The 15,707-nt window shown below is 71.1% G+C and carries 21 protein-coding genes and 1 pseudogene; 14 read left to right on the top strand and 8 right to left on the bottom strand.

Features of this window, described 5'->3' with window-relative positions; translation table 11 throughout:
- The first annotated feature begins 8 nt into the window (after positions 1 to 8).
- Both CHC11_RS23630 and CHC11_RS23625 read left to right on the top strand, forming a co-directional pair.
- A complete protein-coding gene (locus CHC11_RS23630; RefSeq protein WP_089313990.1) occupies positions 9 to 905 on the top strand; it encodes an NAD(P)-dependent oxidoreductase in 897 nt (298 codons plus the stop codon).
- A gap of 53 nt (positions 906 to 958) precedes the next feature.
- Positions 959 to 1,612 carry a maleylpyruvate isomerase N-terminal domain-containing protein gene (locus CHC11_RS23625; protein ID WP_089313989.1) on the top strand — a complete coding sequence of 218 codons (654 nt, stop codon included), beginning with the start codon at positions 959 to 961 and terminating at the stop codon, positions 1,610 to 1,612.
- 55 nt (positions 1,613 to 1,667) lie between these two features.
- Here the strand turns inward: CHC11_RS23625 and CHC11_RS23620 are convergent, their stop codons facing one another.
- Positions 1,668 to 1,949: a DUF3303 family protein gene (locus CHC11_RS23620; protein ID WP_218826215.1), complete on the bottom strand. Its 282-nt coding sequence runs from the start codon at positions 1,947 to 1,949 to the stop codon at positions 1,668 to 1,670.
- Positions 1,950 to 2,194: 245 nt separating this feature from the next.
- Here CHC11_RS23620 and CHC11_RS23615 point away from each other — a divergent pair, with 245 nt between their 5' ends.
- Positions 2,195 to 2,725: a DinB family protein gene (locus tag CHC11_RS23615; protein ID WP_089313988.1), complete on the top strand. Its 531-nt coding sequence runs from the start codon at positions 2,195 to 2,197 to the stop codon at positions 2,723 to 2,725.
- A 7-nt stretch (positions 2,726 to 2,732) separates the two neighbouring features.
- On the opposite strand, the gene CHC11_RS23610 is transcribed toward CHC11_RS23615, so the two are convergent.
- Complete coding sequence (locus CHC11_RS23610; RefSeq protein WP_089313987.1) at positions 2,733 to 3,752, bottom strand: TerC family protein; 1,020 nt, start codon at positions 3,750 to 3,752, stop codon at positions 2,733 to 2,735.
- A 142-nt stretch (positions 3,753 to 3,894) separates the two neighbouring features.
- On the opposite strand from CHC11_RS23610, the pseudogene CHC11_RS44060 reads away from it, so the two are divergent.
- Positions 3,895 to 4,626: pseudogene (locus tag CHC11_RS44060) on the top strand (DUF2238 domain-containing protein); the annotation flags it as partial.
- 84 nt (positions 4,627 to 4,710) lie between these two features.
- On the opposite strand, the gene CHC11_RS23595 reads toward CHC11_RS44060, so the two are convergent.
- Positions 4,711 to 5,073 carry a DsrE family protein gene (locus CHC11_RS23595; protein ID WP_089313984.1) on the bottom strand — a complete coding sequence of 121 codons (363 nt, stop codon included), beginning with the start codon at positions 5,071 to 5,073 and terminating at the stop codon, positions 4,711 to 4,713.
- A gap of 242 nt (positions 5,074 to 5,315) precedes the next feature.
- On the opposite strand from CHC11_RS23595, the gene CHC11_RS23590 reads away from it, so the two are divergent.
- The 4 genes from CHC11_RS23590 (at position 5,316) to CHC11_RS23575 (ending at position 8,185) form a co-directional block, all read left to right on the top strand.
- Positions 5,316 to 5,801: a heme-binding beta-barrel domain-containing protein gene (locus CHC11_RS23590; RefSeq protein WP_089313983.1), complete on the top strand. Its 486-nt coding sequence runs from the start codon at positions 5,316 to 5,318 to the stop codon at positions 5,799 to 5,801.
- 365 nt (positions 5,802 to 6,166) lie between these two features.
- Positions 6,167 to 6,583, top strand: a complete 417-nt coding sequence (locus tag CHC11_RS23585; protein WP_089313982.1) for a Fur family transcriptional regulator — start codon at positions 6,167 to 6,169, stop codon at positions 6,581 to 6,583.
- 44 nt (positions 6,584 to 6,627) lie between these two features.
- A complete protein-coding gene (gene ygfZ, locus CHC11_RS23580; protein ID WP_089313981.1) occupies positions 6,628 to 7,614 on the top strand; it encodes a CAF17-like 4Fe-4S cluster assembly/insertion protein YgfZ in 987 nt (328 codons plus the stop codon).
- A gap of 79 nt (positions 7,615 to 7,693) precedes the next feature.
- Positions 7,694 to 8,185, top strand: coding sequence for a hypothetical protein (locus CHC11_RS23575; RefSeq protein WP_089313980.1), 492 nt, complete (start codon positions 7,694 to 7,696; stop codon positions 8,183 to 8,185).
- 37 nt (positions 8,186 to 8,222) lie between these two features.
- Here CHC11_RS23575 and dtd read toward each other — a convergent pair whose 3' ends face one another.
- Positions 8,223 to 8,648 carry a D-aminoacyl-tRNA deacylase gene (gene dtd / locus CHC11_RS23570; protein WP_089314193.1) on the bottom strand — a complete coding sequence of 142 codons (426 nt, stop codon included), beginning with the start codon at positions 8,646 to 8,648 and terminating at the stop codon, positions 8,223 to 8,225.
- Positions 8,649 to 8,667: 19 nt separating this feature from the next.
- Between dtd and CHC11_RS23565 the strand changes: the two genes are divergently transcribed.
- Positions 8,668 to 9,495 (top strand): beta-keto acid cleavage family enzyme, encoded by an 828-nt coding sequence (locus CHC11_RS23565; protein WP_089313979.1) that lies wholly within the window; start codon positions 8,668 to 8,670, stop codon positions 9,493 to 9,495.
- Positions 9,496 to 9,580: 85 nt separating this feature from the next.
- On the opposite strand, the gene CHC11_RS23560 is transcribed toward CHC11_RS23565, so the two are convergent.
- Positions 9,581 to 9,772 carry a DUF397 domain-containing protein gene (locus tag CHC11_RS23560; protein ID WP_089313978.1) on the bottom strand — a complete coding sequence of 64 codons (192 nt, stop codon included), beginning with the start codon at positions 9,770 to 9,772 and terminating at the stop codon, positions 9,581 to 9,583.
- The gene (locus CHC11_RS23555; RefSeq protein WP_245919701.1) at positions 9,769 to 10,578 is read right to left on the bottom strand and encodes a DUF5753 domain-containing protein; all 810 of its coding nucleotides are present in this window, start codon (positions 10,576 to 10,578) and stop codon (positions 9,769 to 9,771) included. Before CHC11_RS23555 ends, CHC11_RS23560 begins: the two co-directional genes overlap by 4 nt.
- 91 nt (positions 10,579 to 10,669) lie before the next feature.
- On the opposite strand from CHC11_RS23555, the gene CHC11_RS23550 reads away from it, so the two are divergent.
- The 4 genes from CHC11_RS23550 (at position 10,670) to CHC11_RS23535 (ending at position 13,783) form a co-directional block, all read left to right on the top strand.
- Positions 10,670 to 11,113 carry an ATP-binding protein gene (locus CHC11_RS23550; RefSeq protein ID WP_089313976.1) on the top strand — a complete coding sequence of 148 codons (444 nt, stop codon included), beginning with the start codon at positions 10,670 to 10,672 and terminating at the stop codon, positions 11,111 to 11,113.
- A gap of 64 nt (positions 11,114 to 11,177) precedes the next feature.
- A complete protein-coding gene (locus tag CHC11_RS23545) occupies positions 11,178 to 11,594 on the top strand; it encodes a hypothetical protein (protein ID WP_089313975.1) in 417 nt (138 codons plus the stop codon).
- A 371-nt stretch (positions 11,595 to 11,965) separates the two neighbouring features.
- Positions 11,966 to 12,622, top strand: coding sequence for an rRNA adenine N-6-methyltransferase family protein (locus CHC11_RS23540; RefSeq protein ID WP_245919648.1), 657 nt, complete (start codon positions 11,966 to 11,968; stop codon positions 12,620 to 12,622).
- Between the two features lie 183 nt (positions 12,623 to 12,805).
- Entirely contained in the window at positions 12,806 to 13,783 is a 978-nt protein-coding gene (locus CHC11_RS23535; protein WP_245919647.1) for an asparaginase, read from the top strand.
- On the opposite strand, the gene CHC11_RS23530 is transcribed toward CHC11_RS23535, so the two are convergent.
- Positions 13,780 to 14,358 (bottom strand): TetR/AcrR family transcriptional regulator, encoded by a 579-nt coding sequence (locus CHC11_RS23530; RefSeq protein ID WP_089313973.1) that lies wholly within the window; start codon positions 14,356 to 14,358, stop codon positions 13,780 to 13,782. The genes CHC11_RS23535 and CHC11_RS23530 overlap by 4 nt on opposite strands.
- Positions 14,359 to 14,665: 307 nt before the next feature.
- Here CHC11_RS23530 and CHC11_RS23525 point away from each other — a divergent pair, with 307 nt between their 5' ends.
- Entirely contained in the window at positions 14,666 to 15,274 is a 609-nt protein-coding gene (locus CHC11_RS23525; RefSeq protein ID WP_089313972.1) for a dihydrofolate reductase family protein, read from the top strand.
- On the opposite strand, the gene CHC11_RS23520 is transcribed toward CHC11_RS23525, so the two are convergent.
- Positions 15,271 to 15,675: a hypothetical protein gene (locus CHC11_RS23520; RefSeq protein WP_089313971.1), complete on the bottom strand. Its 405-nt coding sequence runs from the start codon at positions 15,673 to 15,675 to the stop codon at positions 15,271 to 15,273. The two genes, CHC11_RS23525 and CHC11_RS23520, sit on opposite strands and share 4 nt — an antisense overlap.
- Between the last annotated feature and the right edge of the window lie 32 nt (positions 15,676 to 15,707).

The following is a 15,707-nucleotide window of genomic DNA, read 5'->3' as shown; positions in this document are numbered from 1 at the left end:
CGGAGGCGATGGTGGACAGCGACGTCGGTTTCCTCGGCCTCGGTGTCATGGGGCGGCCCATGGCGCTCAACCTCGTCCGGGCGGGGACCGGCCTCGTCGTCTGGAACCGGACCGCCGCCAGGTGCGAGCCGCTGCGCGCGGCGGGCGCGGTGGTGGCGGCCGACCCCGCCGACGTCTTCCGCCGCACGCGCGTGGTGTTCCTCATGCTGGCCGACGGCCCCGCCATCGATTCGACTCTGGGACGCGGCACGCCCGGCTTCGCGGCGAACGTGCGAGGACGGATCGTCGTCCACATGGGAACGACGTCACCGGACTACTCGCGCGGTCTCGAAGCCGACGTCCAGGCCGCCGGCGGGCGGTATGTCGAGGCGCCCGTGTCCGGTTCGCGGGGCCCGGCGGAGTCGGGTGAGCTCATCGCGATGCTGGCCGGGGAGCCCTCGGCCGTGGACGCGGTCCGCTCCCTGATCGGCCCCATGTGCGGCGAGGCGTTCGTCTGCGGGCCGGTTCCGCAGGCCCTGCAGATGAAGCTGGCCGTCAACCTGTACCTGATCACCATGGTCACCGGGCTGGCGGAGGCGTTCCACTTCGCCGAGCGGCACGGCCTGGACGGACGCCGGCTGCTGGAGGTGCTCGACGCCGGTCCGATGGCGAGCACGGTGTCGCGCGCCAAGGCCCGTAAGCTGCTCGACCGCGACTTCGCCGTCCAGGCGTCCATCGTCAACGTCCTGGACAACAACCGCCTCATCGCCGAGGCCGCCCGCGCCGCGCGGCTCGCCTCGCCCCTGCTGGACGTGTGCCACGCCCTCTACGGCGAGACCGTCGCGCTGGGGTGCGGAGAGGCCGACATGGCCGCGGTCGTGCGCGCCCTGGAGGCCCGCACGGCCGCCCCGGCGGCCGCCGTCTAGGGTGGCCCGAATTCGCTTGTCCGCCGTTGCGGCGCGGCGTTACCGTGCCGAAAGTGGATCACTTCTCACGCTCGTGGACGGCCCTGCTCCCGGCGGTCGCCGGCCTCCCGGACGAGGACTTCGCGCGCCCTTCCGGCTGCGCCGGCTGGCTCGTGCGGGACCTGGTGTGCCACCTGGTCATCGACGCCCAGGACGTCCTGATCACCCTGGCCACTCCCGCCGACGCCGAGCCGACCGTGGACGCGGCCACCTACTGGAAGCTCGTCGAGCCCCCGACCGGCGACGACCCGCTCGACGCGCTCATCCCGCGGCTGGCCGCCGCCTACGGGGAGCCGCGGCTGCTCAGGTTCCACCTCGACGACGTCGGCTCGGCCGCGGGACGCGCCGCGAGGCTCGCCGACCCCGCCGGTCGCGTCGGCACCCAGGACGAGGTCCTGACGGTCGGCGACTACCTGTCGGCCTACGTGGTCGAGTGGACGCTGCACCACCTCGACCTGATCGCGCACCTGCCGGAGGGGCCCGAGCCGCCCGCCGAGACCCTCGCGGCCGCCCGCGCGCTGCTGGAAAGGATCGCCGGGAGCCCCTTCCCCGCCTCGTTCTCCGACCGGGACGCGCTGCTGCTCGGCACCGGACGCCGGGCGCCGACCGGCGCGGAGCAGGCCGAGCTGGGCGGTCTTGCGGCAAAGGTCCCCTTCATCCTCGGCTGAGCGACCTGGATCGGCCCCGTACCGGCAGGTCGTAGAAGCGTCGGGTGCTGGTCCGCTACTGCAACGCGGCGAGGCCCTTCTGCAGGTCCTCCCGGTTCATCACCGGGTTGATCTCGATCTTCGCGCCCAGCTCCTGGAAGAGCGGCTCGGCGATGGAGGGAATCGCCGCGGCGTCCTGCAGATCGAAGACGAAGACGCAGCAACGCCCGCCGTCGCCGGGGCCGAAGTACGCCGCCTCGGGATCGAGCCGGTCCATCATCGACTTCACGATCTCCTGCACCCTGCCGTTCTTGATCGCGCCGTTCGAGACCTGGGTGTCCATGACCGCTCTCAGCATGACTCTCATCGCGCTGCGCTCCCCGGGGCGCTCGGGCCGGCGCGACCCCGTCCGCGCCTGGGTGAACCCGGTGCCGTCCCACCCAATCTCGCACCGGCATCCAGCCGAAACACCCTCGAACAGGTCCCCTGCGGACATCGTTATGGGAGATCGTTCGCCTGGGCTCGGCGATCGAGGCCAGGATGTGACCGCCTTGGTTCCTACCGTGGTCCTGCTGGTGAACGACACGATCGAAGGCGGGAATCATGGACGTTGACAACGCGCGGGCCGTCACCGGGGAGCGGGCGGATCTGCTGGCGGCGCTCGCCAAGGCGCGGCACTTCCTGCGGTTCACCACGCGGGACCTCACCGACGAGCAGGCCGGGCAGCGCAGCACGGCGAGCGAGCTGTGCCTCGGCGGACTCGTCAAGCACGTCACGTCCTGCGAGCGGGGCTGGGTGGACTTCATCCTCGAAGGCGCCTCCGCGATGGGCGACTTCACCCAGATGACCGAGGAGGACTGGAAGCGCCGCGCGGACGAGTTCACGATGCTCCCCGGCGAGACGCTGGCCGGGGTCCTGGACGCCTACGCGGAGGTGGCCCGCCGGACCGACGAGCTGATCCCTGCCCTGCCGGACCTGGACGTCCGGCACGAGCTGCCCAAGGCTCCGTGGAACACCGAGACGCACTGGTCGATCCGCCGGGTGCTCCTGCACATCGTGGACGAGACGGCCCACCACGCGGGCCACGCCGACATCATCCGCGAGTCGCTGGACGGGGCCAAGAGCATGGGCTGAGCCCCGGTCAGCGGGCGGCCGGCTCCTCTTCGCCGGGCTTCTTCTCGCGGCGCCCGCGCAGGGAGCCGGGCTTGGCCTTCTCCTCCGGGTGGTGCCGGACGCGGATCAGGCTGGCGCCCGTCGTGAACAGCAGGATCACCAGGATCACGCCCAGGGAGAGCGTCGTCGGGATCTCGGGGACCGACGTGGAGACGTCCTGGTGCAGGAACTCCAGGATCAGCTTGCAGCCGATGAAGGCGAGGATCACCGACAGGCCGATCGAGAGGTAGACGAGGCGTTCGAGCAGGCCCTCGATCAGGAAGTAGAGGGCGCGCAGCCCCAGCAGGGCGAACGCGTTGGCGGTGAAGACGATGAACGGGTTGTCGGTCACGCCGAACACGGCCGGGATGGAGTCCAGCGCGAACAGCACGTCCGTGCTGCCGATGGCGACGAAGACCAGCAGCAGCGGCGTCATCACGCGCTGGCCGTCCTCGTGAGCGAGCATCCGCCCGCCGTGGAAGTCCTGGCTCACCGGCAGGATCTTGCGGGCGCGGCGGACGAGGAACGTGTCCTGCACGTCGGGTTCCTCGTTGCGGTGCCGGATGAGCTGGACCGCCGTCCAGATCAGGATCAGCCCGAAGACCAGGAACGTGAAGGAGAACAGGTTGATCGCGGCGGCGCCGACCACGATCAGTACCGCCCGCAGGAGCAGCGCCGCGGCGATGCCGAACAGCAGCGTCTTCTGCTGGTACTCGGCGGGCACCGAGAACCTGGCCATGATGATCACGAAGACGAAGAGGTTGTCGACCGACAGGCTCTTCTCCACGACCCAGCCGGAGAAGTACTCGGTGCCCGCCGTCGACCCGGCGAGGATCCACACGGCGAGGCCGAACAGGACCGCGACGGCGATGTAGAACACCGACCAGAAGGTCGCCTCCCGGATGTGCACCGCGTGCGGCCGCCGGACGGCGACCAGCAGGTCGAACACGAAGAGCGCGATGATCAGTGCGATCGTCGCGCCCCAGGCCCATGCGGGTATGTCGACCATCCGGCGGCTCCAGCCTCGGGGGCATGTCGGCACACCTATTTCCGTTCTCGGGCGGTTCTACCTCCACGGCCTCCCGCCCCCGGCCGCGACCCGGCTCCGGAGCAGGGCGAAAGCACTCAGGCGCACCTGAGTACCCGCGCCGATGCCGCCGGACCGGGCGGGCGGCCATGCTGCGGTCATGGACACCTCCCGCCGGCGCCCGCCCGCCCTCGCGGCCAAGGCCGCTCTCGCGGCCAAGGCCGCTCTCGCGGCCAAGGCCGCTCTCGCGGCCAAGGCCGCTCTCGCGGCCAAGGCCGCTCTCGCGGCCAAGGCCGCTCTCGCGGCCAAGGCCGCTCTCGCGGCCAAGGCCGCTCTCGCGGCCAAGGCCGCTCTCGCGGCCAAGGCCGCCCTCGCCGCGCTGCTGGCGCTCGCGGTCGCCTTCCCCGAATGGGACCGGTTCGCGGACAAGGCGATGGGCGTGCGGGTGGCCGCCTACCCCGCCGCCGTCATGATCGTCACGCTCGTCTGGGCGCTGCGCGGCCGGCAGCGGCCCTTCCCCTGGGACGTCGACCTCCTCGTCACCGCCCCCTTCGTCGTGGACGTCGCCGGGAACGCCGCCGACCTCTACGACACGATCGCCTGGTTCGACGACGCCTGCCACTTCGGGAACTGGGCCCTGCTGAGCGCCGCCGCCGGCGTCGCCCTGCGCCGGTGGGCGGGCCTCGGCTCCTGGACGCTGGCCCTGACGTGCACCGGCCTGGGCGCCGCCGCGGCCATCCTGTGGGAGTTCTTCGAGTACGGCGTCTTCGTCCTCGACACCCCCGAGACCGTCACGATCTACCGCGACACCATCGGCGACCTCATGCTCGGCCTCGCCGGCTCCGCCGTCGCGGGGCTCGCGCTGGGCCTGCGGAGCGCACGGTCGCCGCGTCCCCGAACGGGCGGCCCGGGGAGCCCGAGCCCGGACGTCCTCCTCGTGTCAGTACACGAGGGCCTGGACGTCCGGAAGGGTGATCTCTTCGACGAAGGTCGGGGCGCCGGCGATGCGGATGCCGGGCAGGACGTCGTCCGGGCCGATCCCGCGGCGGGCGGCGCACTGGGTGCAGAGCGTGACGCGGCCCGCGGCGAGGACGACGCCGAGAAGGTCGTCCAGGGAAGTCGCGTGGGGCAGTGAGAACTCGGCGGCCCGCCCCGGCAGCGCGAACCAGGCGGACTCCCCGGTCAGCCACAGGGAGACCTGGACCCCGCTCGCCGCGGCGGCGGCCGCGACCGTGAACGCCTGGTTGGAGCGCTCGGGGGCGTCCGCGCCGGCGGTCGCCTTGATGACCAGTGGTCTTGCCATGGGGGCACTCTAGTCCGCGGTTCCGCGTAGCATCCTGCGTTGTGGCCGGGTTGGTGAACGCGGGAATCCTCGTCGTCGTGCTGGGGCTGATGGCGGTCGCCGCCGTCCTCCTCGTGATCAAGCTCGGCCGGTTGAAGTAGCGCGCGCTCCGGGCGCCGCCCGCGGCGCGCCGGCGACGGGCGCGAAGGGGACGCGGACGACGGGGCGCGAAGGGGGCGCGGACGCCGCTACGCTCGGTGCCCATGGACGCTGAGCTGCACCCGGACCTTGAGCCGCTGAAGTTCCTCCTCGGCACCTGGGAAGGCGCCGGCGTGGGCGGCTATCCCACGATCGAGTCGTTCAACTTCGGCCAGGAGATCTCGTTCACGCACGTCGGGAAGCCCTTCCTGATCTACGCGAGCCGGACCTGGAAGATCGAGGAGGACGGCGCGCTCGGGCGTCCGCTGGGCATGGAGACCGGGTACTGGCGGCCGCGGCCCGACCACCAGGTGGAGGTGACGCTGGCCCACCCGACGGGCATCGTCGAGATCTACGTGGGGGACGTGGCGTTCAACCGGGTGGAGCTGCACACCGACGTCGTCGCGCGGACGGAGTCGGCCAAGGAGGTCACCGGCGGCCACCGCCTCTACGGGCTGATCGGCGAGGACCTCGGCTGGGCGTACGACATGGCGGCGGTGGGGCAGGAACTCCAGTCGCACCTGTCGGCCCAGCTGAAGAAGGTCTCCTGAGCGCCGAACGGGGCGGACCCCGGAGTTGACCGCCCCCGGACATGAACGATCCCCGGACCTTCCCGCCGGGTGGCGGGGCGACGGACAGGACGGGTCCATCGGTCCGGGGACCGGGTAACTGCCTGGTATTCGCCGGTCACCGTCGCGACCGGCTACCCCGCCCGAAGGGCCGGGGGCTCCGAGGCGGTACGGCGACTAGCGGACAGTCACCTCGCGAGTCCTACAAGAAACCATTGGCTAGGACCACCTCCTTTCGCGCGTATCCCGAACGTATGCGACGCCCGCGCGGCGAGGCAAGCGGGTTTTCCGACGGCTGAAATCGGACGCCGGGACCAGCCCCGCCGCCCGGGACCTAGACTCGGTGCATGGTCGAGTCGTGGCAGGAGGAGCTGCGGGCGAAGGGGTACCGGGTGACCCCGCAGCGCCAGTTGGTGCTCGAAGCGGTCACCAACCTGGAGCACGCGACCCCCGAGGAGATCTGCACCGAGGTGCAGCGCACCGCCCGCGGCGTGAACATCTCCACCGTCTACCGGACGCTCGAACTCCTTGAGGAGCTCGGGCTCGTCAAGCACGCTCACCTCGGCCACGGGCCGCCGAACTACCATCTCGCCGCCGAGGCCGAGCACATCCACCTCGTCTGCCGGGGCTGCCACACGGTGGAGGACGTCGACCCGCGCGCGGCGGCCGGCCTGGCCGACGTCCTGGCCCGCGACTTCGGCTTCGAGACCGACGTCCACCACCTGACCGTCTACGGGCGCTGCAAGGACTGCCGCGCGGGATAGCCGGGGCGGCGTGGTTCGTGAGTCCGCCGCATAGTCTGGACGGCATGGAGAGCCCTCTGCTGCAGTCGCCCGGAGCCGTCGCCGCCGACGCGCCCGACCAGGAGGTCGCCGCGCACTACGGGGACCCCGCGCGGGAGCAACGCGCCCTGGAGGAGGGGACGGCGTTCGTCGACCGGAGCAACAGGGGCGTCGTCCGCGTCTCGGGGCCGGACCGGCTGAGCTGGCTGCACAGCCTGCTGAGCCAGCACCTGGACGGGCTGAAGCCGTCCGAGCCGACCGAGGCGCTGCTGCTCAGCCCGAACGGGCACATCGAGCACCACCTGTTCCTCGTCGACGACGGTGAGGCCGTCTGGGCCCACGTCGAGCCGGGGACGGCCCCGGCTCTGGTGGAGTTCCTCGACCGGATGCGGTTCATGCTGCGCGTCGAGGTCGCGGACGTGTCGGACGAGTTCATGGTGGTCACCGGGCCGGGCGGGCCCGCCGACGGCCGTCCCGCCTGGCCGGACGCCGCCGGGACGACGACGCGGATCGTCCCGCGCGGCGAGTTCCCGGCCGACCTGAAGCCGGCGGGGACCTGGGCGTACGAGGCGCTGCGCATCGCCGAGCACCGGCCCCGGTTCGGCCTCGACACCGACCACCGGACGATCCCGCACGAGGCCGGGTACGTGGAGACGGCCGTCCACCTGAACAAGGGCTGCTACCGGGGGCAGGAGACCGTCGCGCGCGTCCACAACCTGGGGCGGCCTCCGCGCCGCCTGGTGTTCCTCCACCTGGACGGCAGCGTCGACCGGCTGCCCGCGCACGGCGACCCGGTGGAGATCCCCGGGGGCCGGGCGGTCGGGTTCGTCGGGTCGGCGGCCCGGCACCACGAGCTGGGGCCGGTCGCGCTGGCGCTGGTCAAGCGGAACGTCCCGGTGGACACCGAGCTGCTCGCGGGCGGCGTCGCGGCGGCGCAGGAGGTCGTCGTGTCGCCGGAGACGGGCGCGAACGCGCAGATCGCTCTGCGCCGCCGGCCGGCGAAACACGGGTAGCAGCCCGCCCCTGGGACGAATATCGTCTGATAAGACGATTTTCGACCGATCGCCGCCCGGGGAAGGTGGATTCCTACCGATGGTCCCGAACCTGGGGAAAGGGGAGCCGCCTGCGGCGCGGCGGGGCGGGACCCGGCGCCGCCCGCGCCGGGAGTCCGCTCTGACGTGGTGGGCCCTGTTCGCGGCGATCGCCGGGATCGCGTGGTGGCAGCAGTCGTGGCGCGCCGCGCTGCTCGGCCTGCTGGCCTGGAGCCTGTACGAGTTCGCGCTCGTCCCCACCCTGTGCCGGGTGCTGACGCCGAAGGGCGCCGCCTGCACCGAGCGCACCCGGGGACGGCTCTTCGCCTGCGGCCCGGCCCACCAGCGGCTCCGCAACGACGCGCTGTGGCGGCTCGCCGGGCTCCGCAACCCGTTCGGGCAGGGCCCCGTCGGGGACGAGGGCGACACCGGGACCGTGGTGGTGTCCTCGGACGTGCGCGGCCGCCTCGTCCCGCAGGACCGCGCCCTCATCCTCCTCGCCGCCGCCGGGACCGTCACCGCGCTCGTCGGCATGGTCTACGGGTTCCGCTGACCCGCGTTCCGCTGACCCGCGTTCGGCCGACCCGCGGTCAGACGTCCAGGATCAGCGTGATCGGGCCGTCGTTGACGAGCGCGACCTTCATGTCCGCCCCGAACTCTCCGGTCTCGACCTTCGCGCCCAGCCCGCGCAGCTCCCGGACCACCGCGTCCACCAGGGGTTCGGCGGCGGGTCCGGGCGCGGCGGCCGTCCAGCTCGGGCGGCGCCCCTTCCGCGCGTCCCCGTAGAGAGTGAATTGGCTCACGACGAGCAGCGGCGCGTTCACGTCGGAACACGACTTCTCGCCCTCCAGGATCCGCAGGCCCCACAGCTTGGACGCCAGCCTGCGGGCCTTTTCCGCGCCGTCGTCGTGCGTCACGCCGACGAGGACCAGCAGCCCCGGCCCCTCGATCGCGCCGACGACGCGCCCTTCCACGGACACGCTGGCCTGGCTCACCCTCTGGACTACAGCACGCATGACCATGCATTCTGCCGCCATGGGAGCAACGACGCTCATCACGGTGGCGCCCACGGGTGCGGAGTCCGCCAAGGCGGACGTCCCGGGCCTGCCCGTCACCTTGGATGAACTGGTCCAGACGGCCAAGGAGTGCGAGGCGGCCGGCGCGGCCGTGATCCACGTGCACATCCGCGACGACGACGCGCGGCCCACGCTCGACCCGTCCCGGCTGCGGGACACGGTGGCGGCGCTGCGGGAGAGCACGGGACTGATCGTCCAGCTGTCCACGGGCGGTGCGGTCACCGACCCCTACGAGGACCGGCTCCGCGTCCTGGACGCCGGACCCGACATGTGCTCGCTCACCTGCGGGACGGTCAACTTCGGCGACGACGTGTTCATGAACCCGTGGTCGTTCATGGTGGAGCTGTACGAGCGCACCCAGGAGCTTGAGATCGTCCCCGAGTTCGAGCTGTTCGACCTCGGCCACATCACCTCGCTGCACCGCCTCCTGGACAGGCACGGGCTCCCCTACGGCGGGCACGTCCACTGCGACCTGGTGATGGGGGTCCCGGGCGGCATGCCGGGCGACGCCCGCACCCTGGTCGCCGCCGTCGAGGCCCTCCCGGAAGGCGCCACGTGGTCGGCCACCGGTATCGGCCGGACGTCCCTGCCCGTCCTGTTCGCCGCCCTGTCGGCGGGCGGTCACCTGCGGGTCGGCATGGAGGACACGGTCACCTTCGCCAAGGGCCGCCCGGTCACGGCGAACGTCGAGCTGGTGGAGCGCGCCGCCCAGGCGGCCCACCTGGCCCAACGCCCCCCCATGCCCCCCGCCGAAGCCAGAACCCTCCTAGCCACCAGACCCCGCTGACGCTCTACGGGGCGGCCCGAAACTTCGGCGCCGCCCCGTTCACGCGCAGAGGGATGAGTGGCGCTCCGACCGACAGGTCGCGGAGTCAGATGCCCAAGTCGCCTTGCTTCACACGAGCGATGAACTCGGTGAAGCCGCTGGGGGACATGGTGAGGTGGCCGGCGGTCGGGGCCTTGCTGTCCCGCAGGCCAACCACCCCGTCGATCCGCGCGACCTCGACGCAGTCGGACTGGATCGTGGTGCTGCCGCTACGGCTGGACTTCCTCCAGATGCTCATGAATACCGCTCCATGGTGTCTGTGAGCAGGCGCAATGACGCGTCTTTGGGAAGGGCGACATCTCCGATGAGATCGAACCAAACCCGATACGAGGGTATCTCGGTTGCATCTTGGACGAGTCGTCCTCCGCCCGGGGCAAGTGTGTAGACCACATCGGAGCCGTCCACCGTCATGATTTTGAATGACCCGTCGCGACCTACGTGCGCACCCACTTCCCGCGGGACGACTCTGATGGTGATGTTCGGCTGACGTGCCAGTTCGATGAGGCGGGCAAGCTGCTCCCGCATGATCTGGGCGCCGCCCACCGGCTGTTCGAGGACTCCTTGATCGAGAATCGTCCAGATCCGCGGTCTCGGCCTGCGGTCGAGACCGGCCTGACGACTGAGCCGCGCGTTCACGCCCTCTTCGACGTCCTCGACGTCGGAGGTCTTGAACATCGCGCGGGCGTAGCACTCCGTCTGGAACAGACCCGGCATCCAGCCGAGTTCCCAGATCCTCAAATGCGAGGCCCTGGCTTCCTCTTCCAGATGGGTCTTGAACCACTCGACCTCGTGGCCGGCCTTGGCGAATTTGATCAGGCGCTGGAAGCGGCCGCCCGTATTCCAGGCGGTGTCCAGCTTGATCGCGTGTGCGCTCTGCAGCTTTGTGTCTCCGGATTCAACACGCGCGACCAGTGATCGGTCCCGATCAATGATCAAGCCGACTTCGGCGAGAGAAGAGCTTCGTTCGTGACGATGTCTTCGCAGCTCAAAGGCTATGCAGTCCCAGAGGTTGCCGTCCGGGTCGAACGGAGGGTGCGAGCGCATGGTCACCACCGGTGAGTCGCATTTGTTGAGTTCTCCTGGTCAAGGATAGGCGGTCGGAGTGACTCTTGCTCCAAGGAGGAAAGGGTGGGAGGTGAAAACGTTGACCGCAAAGTTTGTTATTCCAGGCGAACTGGACATGTCATTTCTGGCGGCGCGGACGGGGCCGGGGCAGGTGCGTATGCAGGTGGAGTTGCGGCTCGCCTCGTGGGGGCTTCGGGGACTCGCGGACGACGTGACGTTGATCGCTAGCGAGCTGGTGACGAACGCCGTCCGGCATGCGTCCGAGCGGGAGATCCGGGTGAGGCTCGTGCGCGAGCCGAGGGGCGTGCTGCTGGAGGTGTGGGATTCCTCGGACGATATGCCGGTACGCAGGCAGGCGGCCGATGACGCGGCCCCGGACGCGGCGGCGCTGGAGGCGGAAAGCAGCGGGACGCGTGGCCGGGGACTGCCGATCGTGGAAGCACTGGCGTTCCAGTGCGGGGTTCGCCGGACGGAGCCGCGCGGGAAATGGGTGTGGGCGCGTGTGGTCGGGTGACGCTCCCGCAGCCACGCGGACGGCGGAATGGGTCAGGGCGACGGGAGAGGGGGCGTGTAAGAGGGTGCGGGGCGTCCGGCAGGCGGTCGGCCGTTCGCGGATGGTGCTCGGCTGGCGGACGTGTAAGGGCCACGACGTCGCGGTGGGCAACCTGCAGCGGCTCAGGGGGCCGCTCGGGGCGATGGGATGGCGGTGTGTGGGGCTTTATGACAAAGAGGAGTTCCGCTTTCCGGTGTCGTTGCTGTGGGTCTATGCGGGCGGCGCGGCCGGCGACATCGGGGCGGTGCTCACCGCGCGGGCTCTGCCGGGCGGGACGTGGGGCTACTTCGAGGCGGGAGACGGGCGCGGCGGGTTCGTGTCTCTCTGCCGCGACACAGAGTCGGCGGCTGAACGGCTGGACCTGCTCCTGAAGAACCGGATATTCCCAGGCACCGAGTGGGCGGGTTCGAGGGACGGGGCGCGGGGGCGGCAGGGCGCGTGACGACTGTTCAGGTGATGTGTCGGGCAAGCGACTGATGGACTGCGGCTCCTGGTGCCAGCGTGGAGAGACTGGGGCAAGAGAAGGGGAGACGGGATGGGGAAGCACAGTCAGCCGCAGAAGTGCAGCGGCTGTAACGGGTCGGGCAAAGAACTCAAGAGTGATGACGGGAACCGGCGGGAAGTCCCGTGCACGATGTGCAGCGGTACGGGGAAAGTGTGAGGTCCGCGGCTGAGGTGCTTGGGACTGTTCGGCGTGAGCAGTTCATCCCCGAAACGATCTGGGTCCCCGTGGAGGGTACGGGGTGGCTTCGGCCGCTCCGCCGCCGAGACGAACCGGACGGCTGGCGGCGGGAGGTCGAATCGGAGCGCTCGGTGATCACCCAGGTCGATGACGGGGCCACGGAGCGCGGGGTGTGGCCGACGAGTTCGAGCAGCGCTCCGCGCGTCATGGCGATGATGCTCGACGCGCTTGACCTTCGCCCCGGTATGCGGGTGTTGGAGATCGGGACGGGGACCGGGTACAACGCCGCGCTGCTGGCGGAGCTGACCGGCGCGGAGAACGTCACGACGGTGGAGGTGGACGCGTCGCTGGCCGATCACGCGCGCCGGGCGCTGAAGCGGGCCGGGTATCCGGTCATAGTGATCACCGATGACGGGATGCTCGGTCACCCGGACCACGCGCCCTACGACAGGATCATGGCTACCGCCGCCGTGCGTGAGGTGCCCTATGCCTGGGTCCAGCAGGTTCGGCCGGGTGGACTGATCCTGGTCCCGTGGGTGGCGTCCTTCCATCCGGACGAGCCGCTCGCCGTCCTGTCCGTTGGGCGGGACGGCACTGCGGAGGGACGATTCGGCCTCCCGGCCTGGTTCATGCCGATGCGCAGCCACCGGCTCCAGCAGCAGACGATCCGGGAGACCGGCGAACGCTGGGCGGCGGCCGGCGAACCCGAGGCGTCCCGGTACGGGGTGACGGTGACCCCGGCGGGACAACGCATCTGGCTCGACTCGCCCGACAACCGCATCCTCTGAAGGGGCCCGCGCGGGCGGAGTTATCCACAGGTGGTGGATTGGTTTCCTGCGCTGAGCTGGGTACTTGACCATGGAGGCGTGCAGGTTCGCCTCCGGTGAAGGCCACTGCGGGGGCGTGATTCCTTCGGGTGGGGAGATCGCCGGGGGTTCTGGGGAGCCGGTGACGTGGTGATGGAGGGTGCGGTGGACGTCAATCCTGTGCTGGTCGAGGTGGAGCGTTCCGGGTTCGTGGAGTCCCGGCATCGGGGGGCGGCGGTCGGGCTGGCCGCGGACGGGGGCGTCGCCTTCCGGGCCGGGGAGACCGGTGCCCCGATCTTTCCCCGGTCGGCGAACAAGCCGATGCAGGCGGTCGCGATGCTGCGCAGCGGGTTCGAGCTCGGCGGCGAACTGCTCGCGCTCGCGGCCGGCAGCCACTCCGGCGAGGACTTCCACGTCGAGGGAGTGGAGAAGGTCCTCGCGGGCGCCGGGCTGGGGGCCGGCGACCTGCGCTGCCCCGAGAGCCGGCCGATCGACCCCGCGACGCAGCAGGAGGTCGCCCGGACGGGCGGGGGGCTCTCCCGGCTGCGCATGAACTGCTCCGGGAAGCACGCCGCGATGCTCGCCACGTGCGTCACGGCGGGCTGGCCCACCGACTCCTACCTCGATCCCGGCCACCCGTTGCAGCTGGCCGTCCGGGAGGTCGTCGAAGAACTGGCCGGTGAGCCCGCCGCGGCGGTCGGCGTCGATGGATGCGGGGCGCCGCTGTTCGCCGTGTCCATCGCGGGCGTCGCGCGGGCGTTCCGGGCGCTCGTCCTCGCCGAGCCGGGTACGCACGAGCGGCGCGTCGCCGACGCCATGCGGACGCACCCGCAGTGGACGTCCGGGACCCGTCGCGAGGAGCGGCAGCTGATGGACGCCGTCCCCGGCCTGCTCGTCAAGTGCGGCGCCGAGGGCGTGGACGCCTTCGCGTCCGCCGACGGGCGCGCCGGGGTCGTCAAGATCGACGACGGGGCGATGCGGGCCCGGACGCCCGTGACCGTCGCGCTGCTGCGCGCCCTCGGCGTCCACATCGGCGCCGACAGGGTCGCCCTGGACGAGCTGGCGACCGTCGAGGTGCGCGGCGGGGACGGCGTCGTCGGCGCCATCCGCCCGGCGCCGGGCGTCTTCGACCGGGCGGTCTAGCGCTCCTCGGGCAGCAGCCGGTTCACCATGGTGTCGATCAGGGCGTCGGTGTCGTAGGGCTCCGTGATGGCGGGGACGGTGAAGTCGTCCAGGAGCAGCCCGGCCATCGCGAAGTACAGCAGGCCGACGCCCGTGGCGTCGCCGGGCAGGCCCGCGTCCAGGTGGAAGCGGACGATCTCCTCGTGCTCGGCGGCGAGGAAGCCGCCGAGCTCGGTGTGCAGTTCCGGGCGCCGCGTCGCCTCCAGCCGCAGCTCCAGCATGGCCAGGTAGCCGGACCGGTCGGCCCGCATGCGGCCGAGGAGCTGGCGCATCAGCTCGGTGACCAGCGCGTGCGCGGGCGCCTGCCGCATCGTCTCGGCCAGGGCCTGCGGGTCGGGGGTGAGGCGCTCGCGGGTGCGGTGCATGACCTGGGTGAGCAGGTCGGCGCGGTCGGCGAAGTAGTTCGTGGCGGTGCCGGTGGGGACGCCCGCCTCGGCGTCGATCGCGCGCAGCGTCAGGCCGCGCGACCCCTCATGGGCCAGGACCTCGATCGCCGCGTCCAGCAGGGCGGCCCGACGGGCGGGGTTGCGTCGCACTGTGTCCTCCATCACATCGGCTTGCAATCACTGCAAGTGCAGTACTAAGTTCAAACCACTGCACTCAGAGTACATTAAAGGCAGTAAGAGGAGATCGCATGCGCGCCCAGTCCACCACTCCTTCCGCGCTCCACCTGCCCCAGGACCGCACCGCCCTGCCCGGCCGCGCGGGACGTCCCGGATGGGACCGTCACGTACCGAAGCCCCGTACCGTTCCCCGACCGCGGCCACCGCGCAAGCCCGGGTCCGTCCGCTGAATCGCCGTCCGTCCCGGCTCCCGTACTCGACTCCTGGAAGCGAGCACCGCATGCGCAAGCTGGTCTACTACGTCTCCGCCACCCTCGACGGCTTCATCGCAGGGCCGGAGGGGCAGTTCGACTTCTTCCCCTTCGAGGGCGAGCCCGCCGAGATGATCATGGCCGAGTACCCCGAGACGCTGCCCGCCCATGCCCGCGGGCCGCTCGGTGTGGCCGCCGCCCCGAACCGGCACTTCGACACCGTCGTGATGGGCCGCGGCACCTATGAGCCGGGCCTTGCCGTCGGGCTCACCAGCCCGTATCCGCAACTGGAGCAGTACGTCGTCTCCACGACGCTCGACATCGAGGACCCAGCGGTGACCGTCGTCCCTGGGGATCCGGCCGGGCTGGTCCGCAAGCTGAAGGAGCGGGAGGGGCTCGACATCTGGCTCGCGGGCGGCGGGAAGCTCGCCGCCGCACTGGTGGACGAGATCGACGCCCTGGTCATCAAGCGCCACCCGCTGGTGATCGGGTCAGGGATCCCCCTGTTCGACGGCCCCTTCTCCCTCGCGGCGTTCACCCCGACCGACGCCCACTCCTTCGACTCCGGGCTCGTCGTCACCGTCTACGCCCGCGCGGGGGGCGCGGAGCGGGGGTCGGCCTCCTGGCCGGCGGGCTAGGAGCGGCTCTCGGTGCTCTTGGGCGTCTTGAGCTCGTCGAACTCGCCCCGGAAGATCGTCTGCTCGTACAGGACGCCGTCGGGCCACGGCTTCTTCGGTTCCCGTCCGGGCTGGGGGTTGTCCTTGCGGAACTCCAGCGGCTGGCCCTCCTTGGCCGGCGGGTAGCTGTGCGAGAACATCCCCGGCGCGTAGGTGTAGTAGCCGCCCTGCTCCATGCCCCGCTGGTTCAGCTGGTTGTTCCTGCGCGAGCAATGGAGCTTCCGGGACGAGGCGGCGCGCGTCGCGTACAGCCACGTCAGCAGTGCGCCGACGATCAGGACCGGGATGATCCAGGCGAAGTAACGTGCGCCCGTGGGGGACGTGTCCGCCAGTACAGGGTCGGCGACGATCGTGGTGAGCATGGCGGACCACCTCCCGATGGCGTGAATCGGCC

Source organism: Actinomadura mexicana, assembly GCF_900188105.1.
GTDB classification, from domain to species: domain Bacteria; phylum Actinomycetota; class Actinomycetes; order Streptosporangiales; family Streptosporangiaceae; genus Spirillospora; species Spirillospora mexicana.
The sequence above is the reverse complement of the archived record's forward strand: the minus strand, read 5'-3'. Positions and strand labels throughout refer to the sequence as shown.

Excerpts from the sequence above, each read along its gene's own strand:
- CHC11_RS23615 (WP_089313988.1), top strand. The coding sequence starts at position 2,195 with ATGGACGTTGACAACGCGCGGGCCGTCACCGGGGAGCGGGCGGATCTG.
- CHC11_RS23590 (WP_089313983.1), top strand. The coding sequence starts at position 5,316 with ATGGACGCTGAGCTGCACCCGGACCTTGAGCCGCTGAAGTTCCTCCTC.
- CHC11_RS23520 (WP_089313971.1), bottom strand. The coding sequence starts at position 15,675 with ATGCTCACCACGATCGTCGCCGACCCTGTACTGGCGGACACGTCCCCC.
- ygfZ (WP_089313981.1), top strand. The coding sequence starts at position 6,628 with ATGGAGAGCCCTCTGCTGCAGTCGCCCGGAGCCGTCGCCGCCGACGCG.
- CHC11_RS23610 (WP_089313987.1), bottom strand. The coding sequence starts at position 3,752 with ATGGTCGACATACCCGCATGGGCCTGGGGCGCGACGATCGCACTGATC.
- CHC11_RS23555 (WP_245919701.1), bottom strand. The coding sequence starts at position 10,578 with ATGCGCTCGCACCCTCCGTTCGACCCGGACGGCAACCTCTGGGACTGC.
- CHC11_RS23620 (WP_218826215.1), bottom strand. The coding sequence starts at position 1,949 with ATGCTGAGAGCGGTCATGGACACCCAGGTCTCGAACGGCGCGATCAAG.
- CHC11_RS23565 (WP_089313979.1), top strand. The coding sequence starts at position 8,668 with ATGGGAGCAACGACGCTCATCACGGTGGCGCCCACGGGTGCGGAGTCC.
- CHC11_RS23585 (WP_089313982.1), top strand. The coding sequence starts at position 6,167 with ATGGTCGAGTCGTGGCAGGAGGAGCTGCGGGCGAAGGGGTACCGGGTG.
- CHC11_RS23595 (WP_089313984.1), bottom strand. The coding sequence starts at position 5,073 with ATGGCAAGACCACTGGTCATCAAGGCGACCGCCGGCGCGGACGCCCCC.
- CHC11_RS23560 (WP_089313978.1), bottom strand. The coding sequence starts at position 9,772 with ATGAGCATCTGGAGGAAGTCCAGCCGTAGCGGCAGCACCACGATCCAG.
- CHC11_RS23630 (WP_089313990.1), top strand. The coding sequence starts at position 9 with ATGGTGGACAGCGACGTCGGTTTCCTCGGCCTCGGTGTCATGGGGCGG.
- CHC11_RS23525 (WP_089313972.1), top strand. The coding sequence starts at position 14,666 with ATGCGCAAGCTGGTCTACTACGTCTCCGCCACCCTCGACGGCTTCATC.
- CHC11_RS23575 (WP_089313980.1), top strand. The coding sequence starts at position 7,694 with ATGGTCCCGAACCTGGGGAAAGGGGAGCCGCCTGCGGCGCGGCGGGGC.
- dtd (WP_089314193.1), bottom strand. The coding sequence starts at position 8,648 with ATGCGTGCTGTAGTCCAGAGGGTGAGCCAGGCCAGCGTGTCCGTGGAA.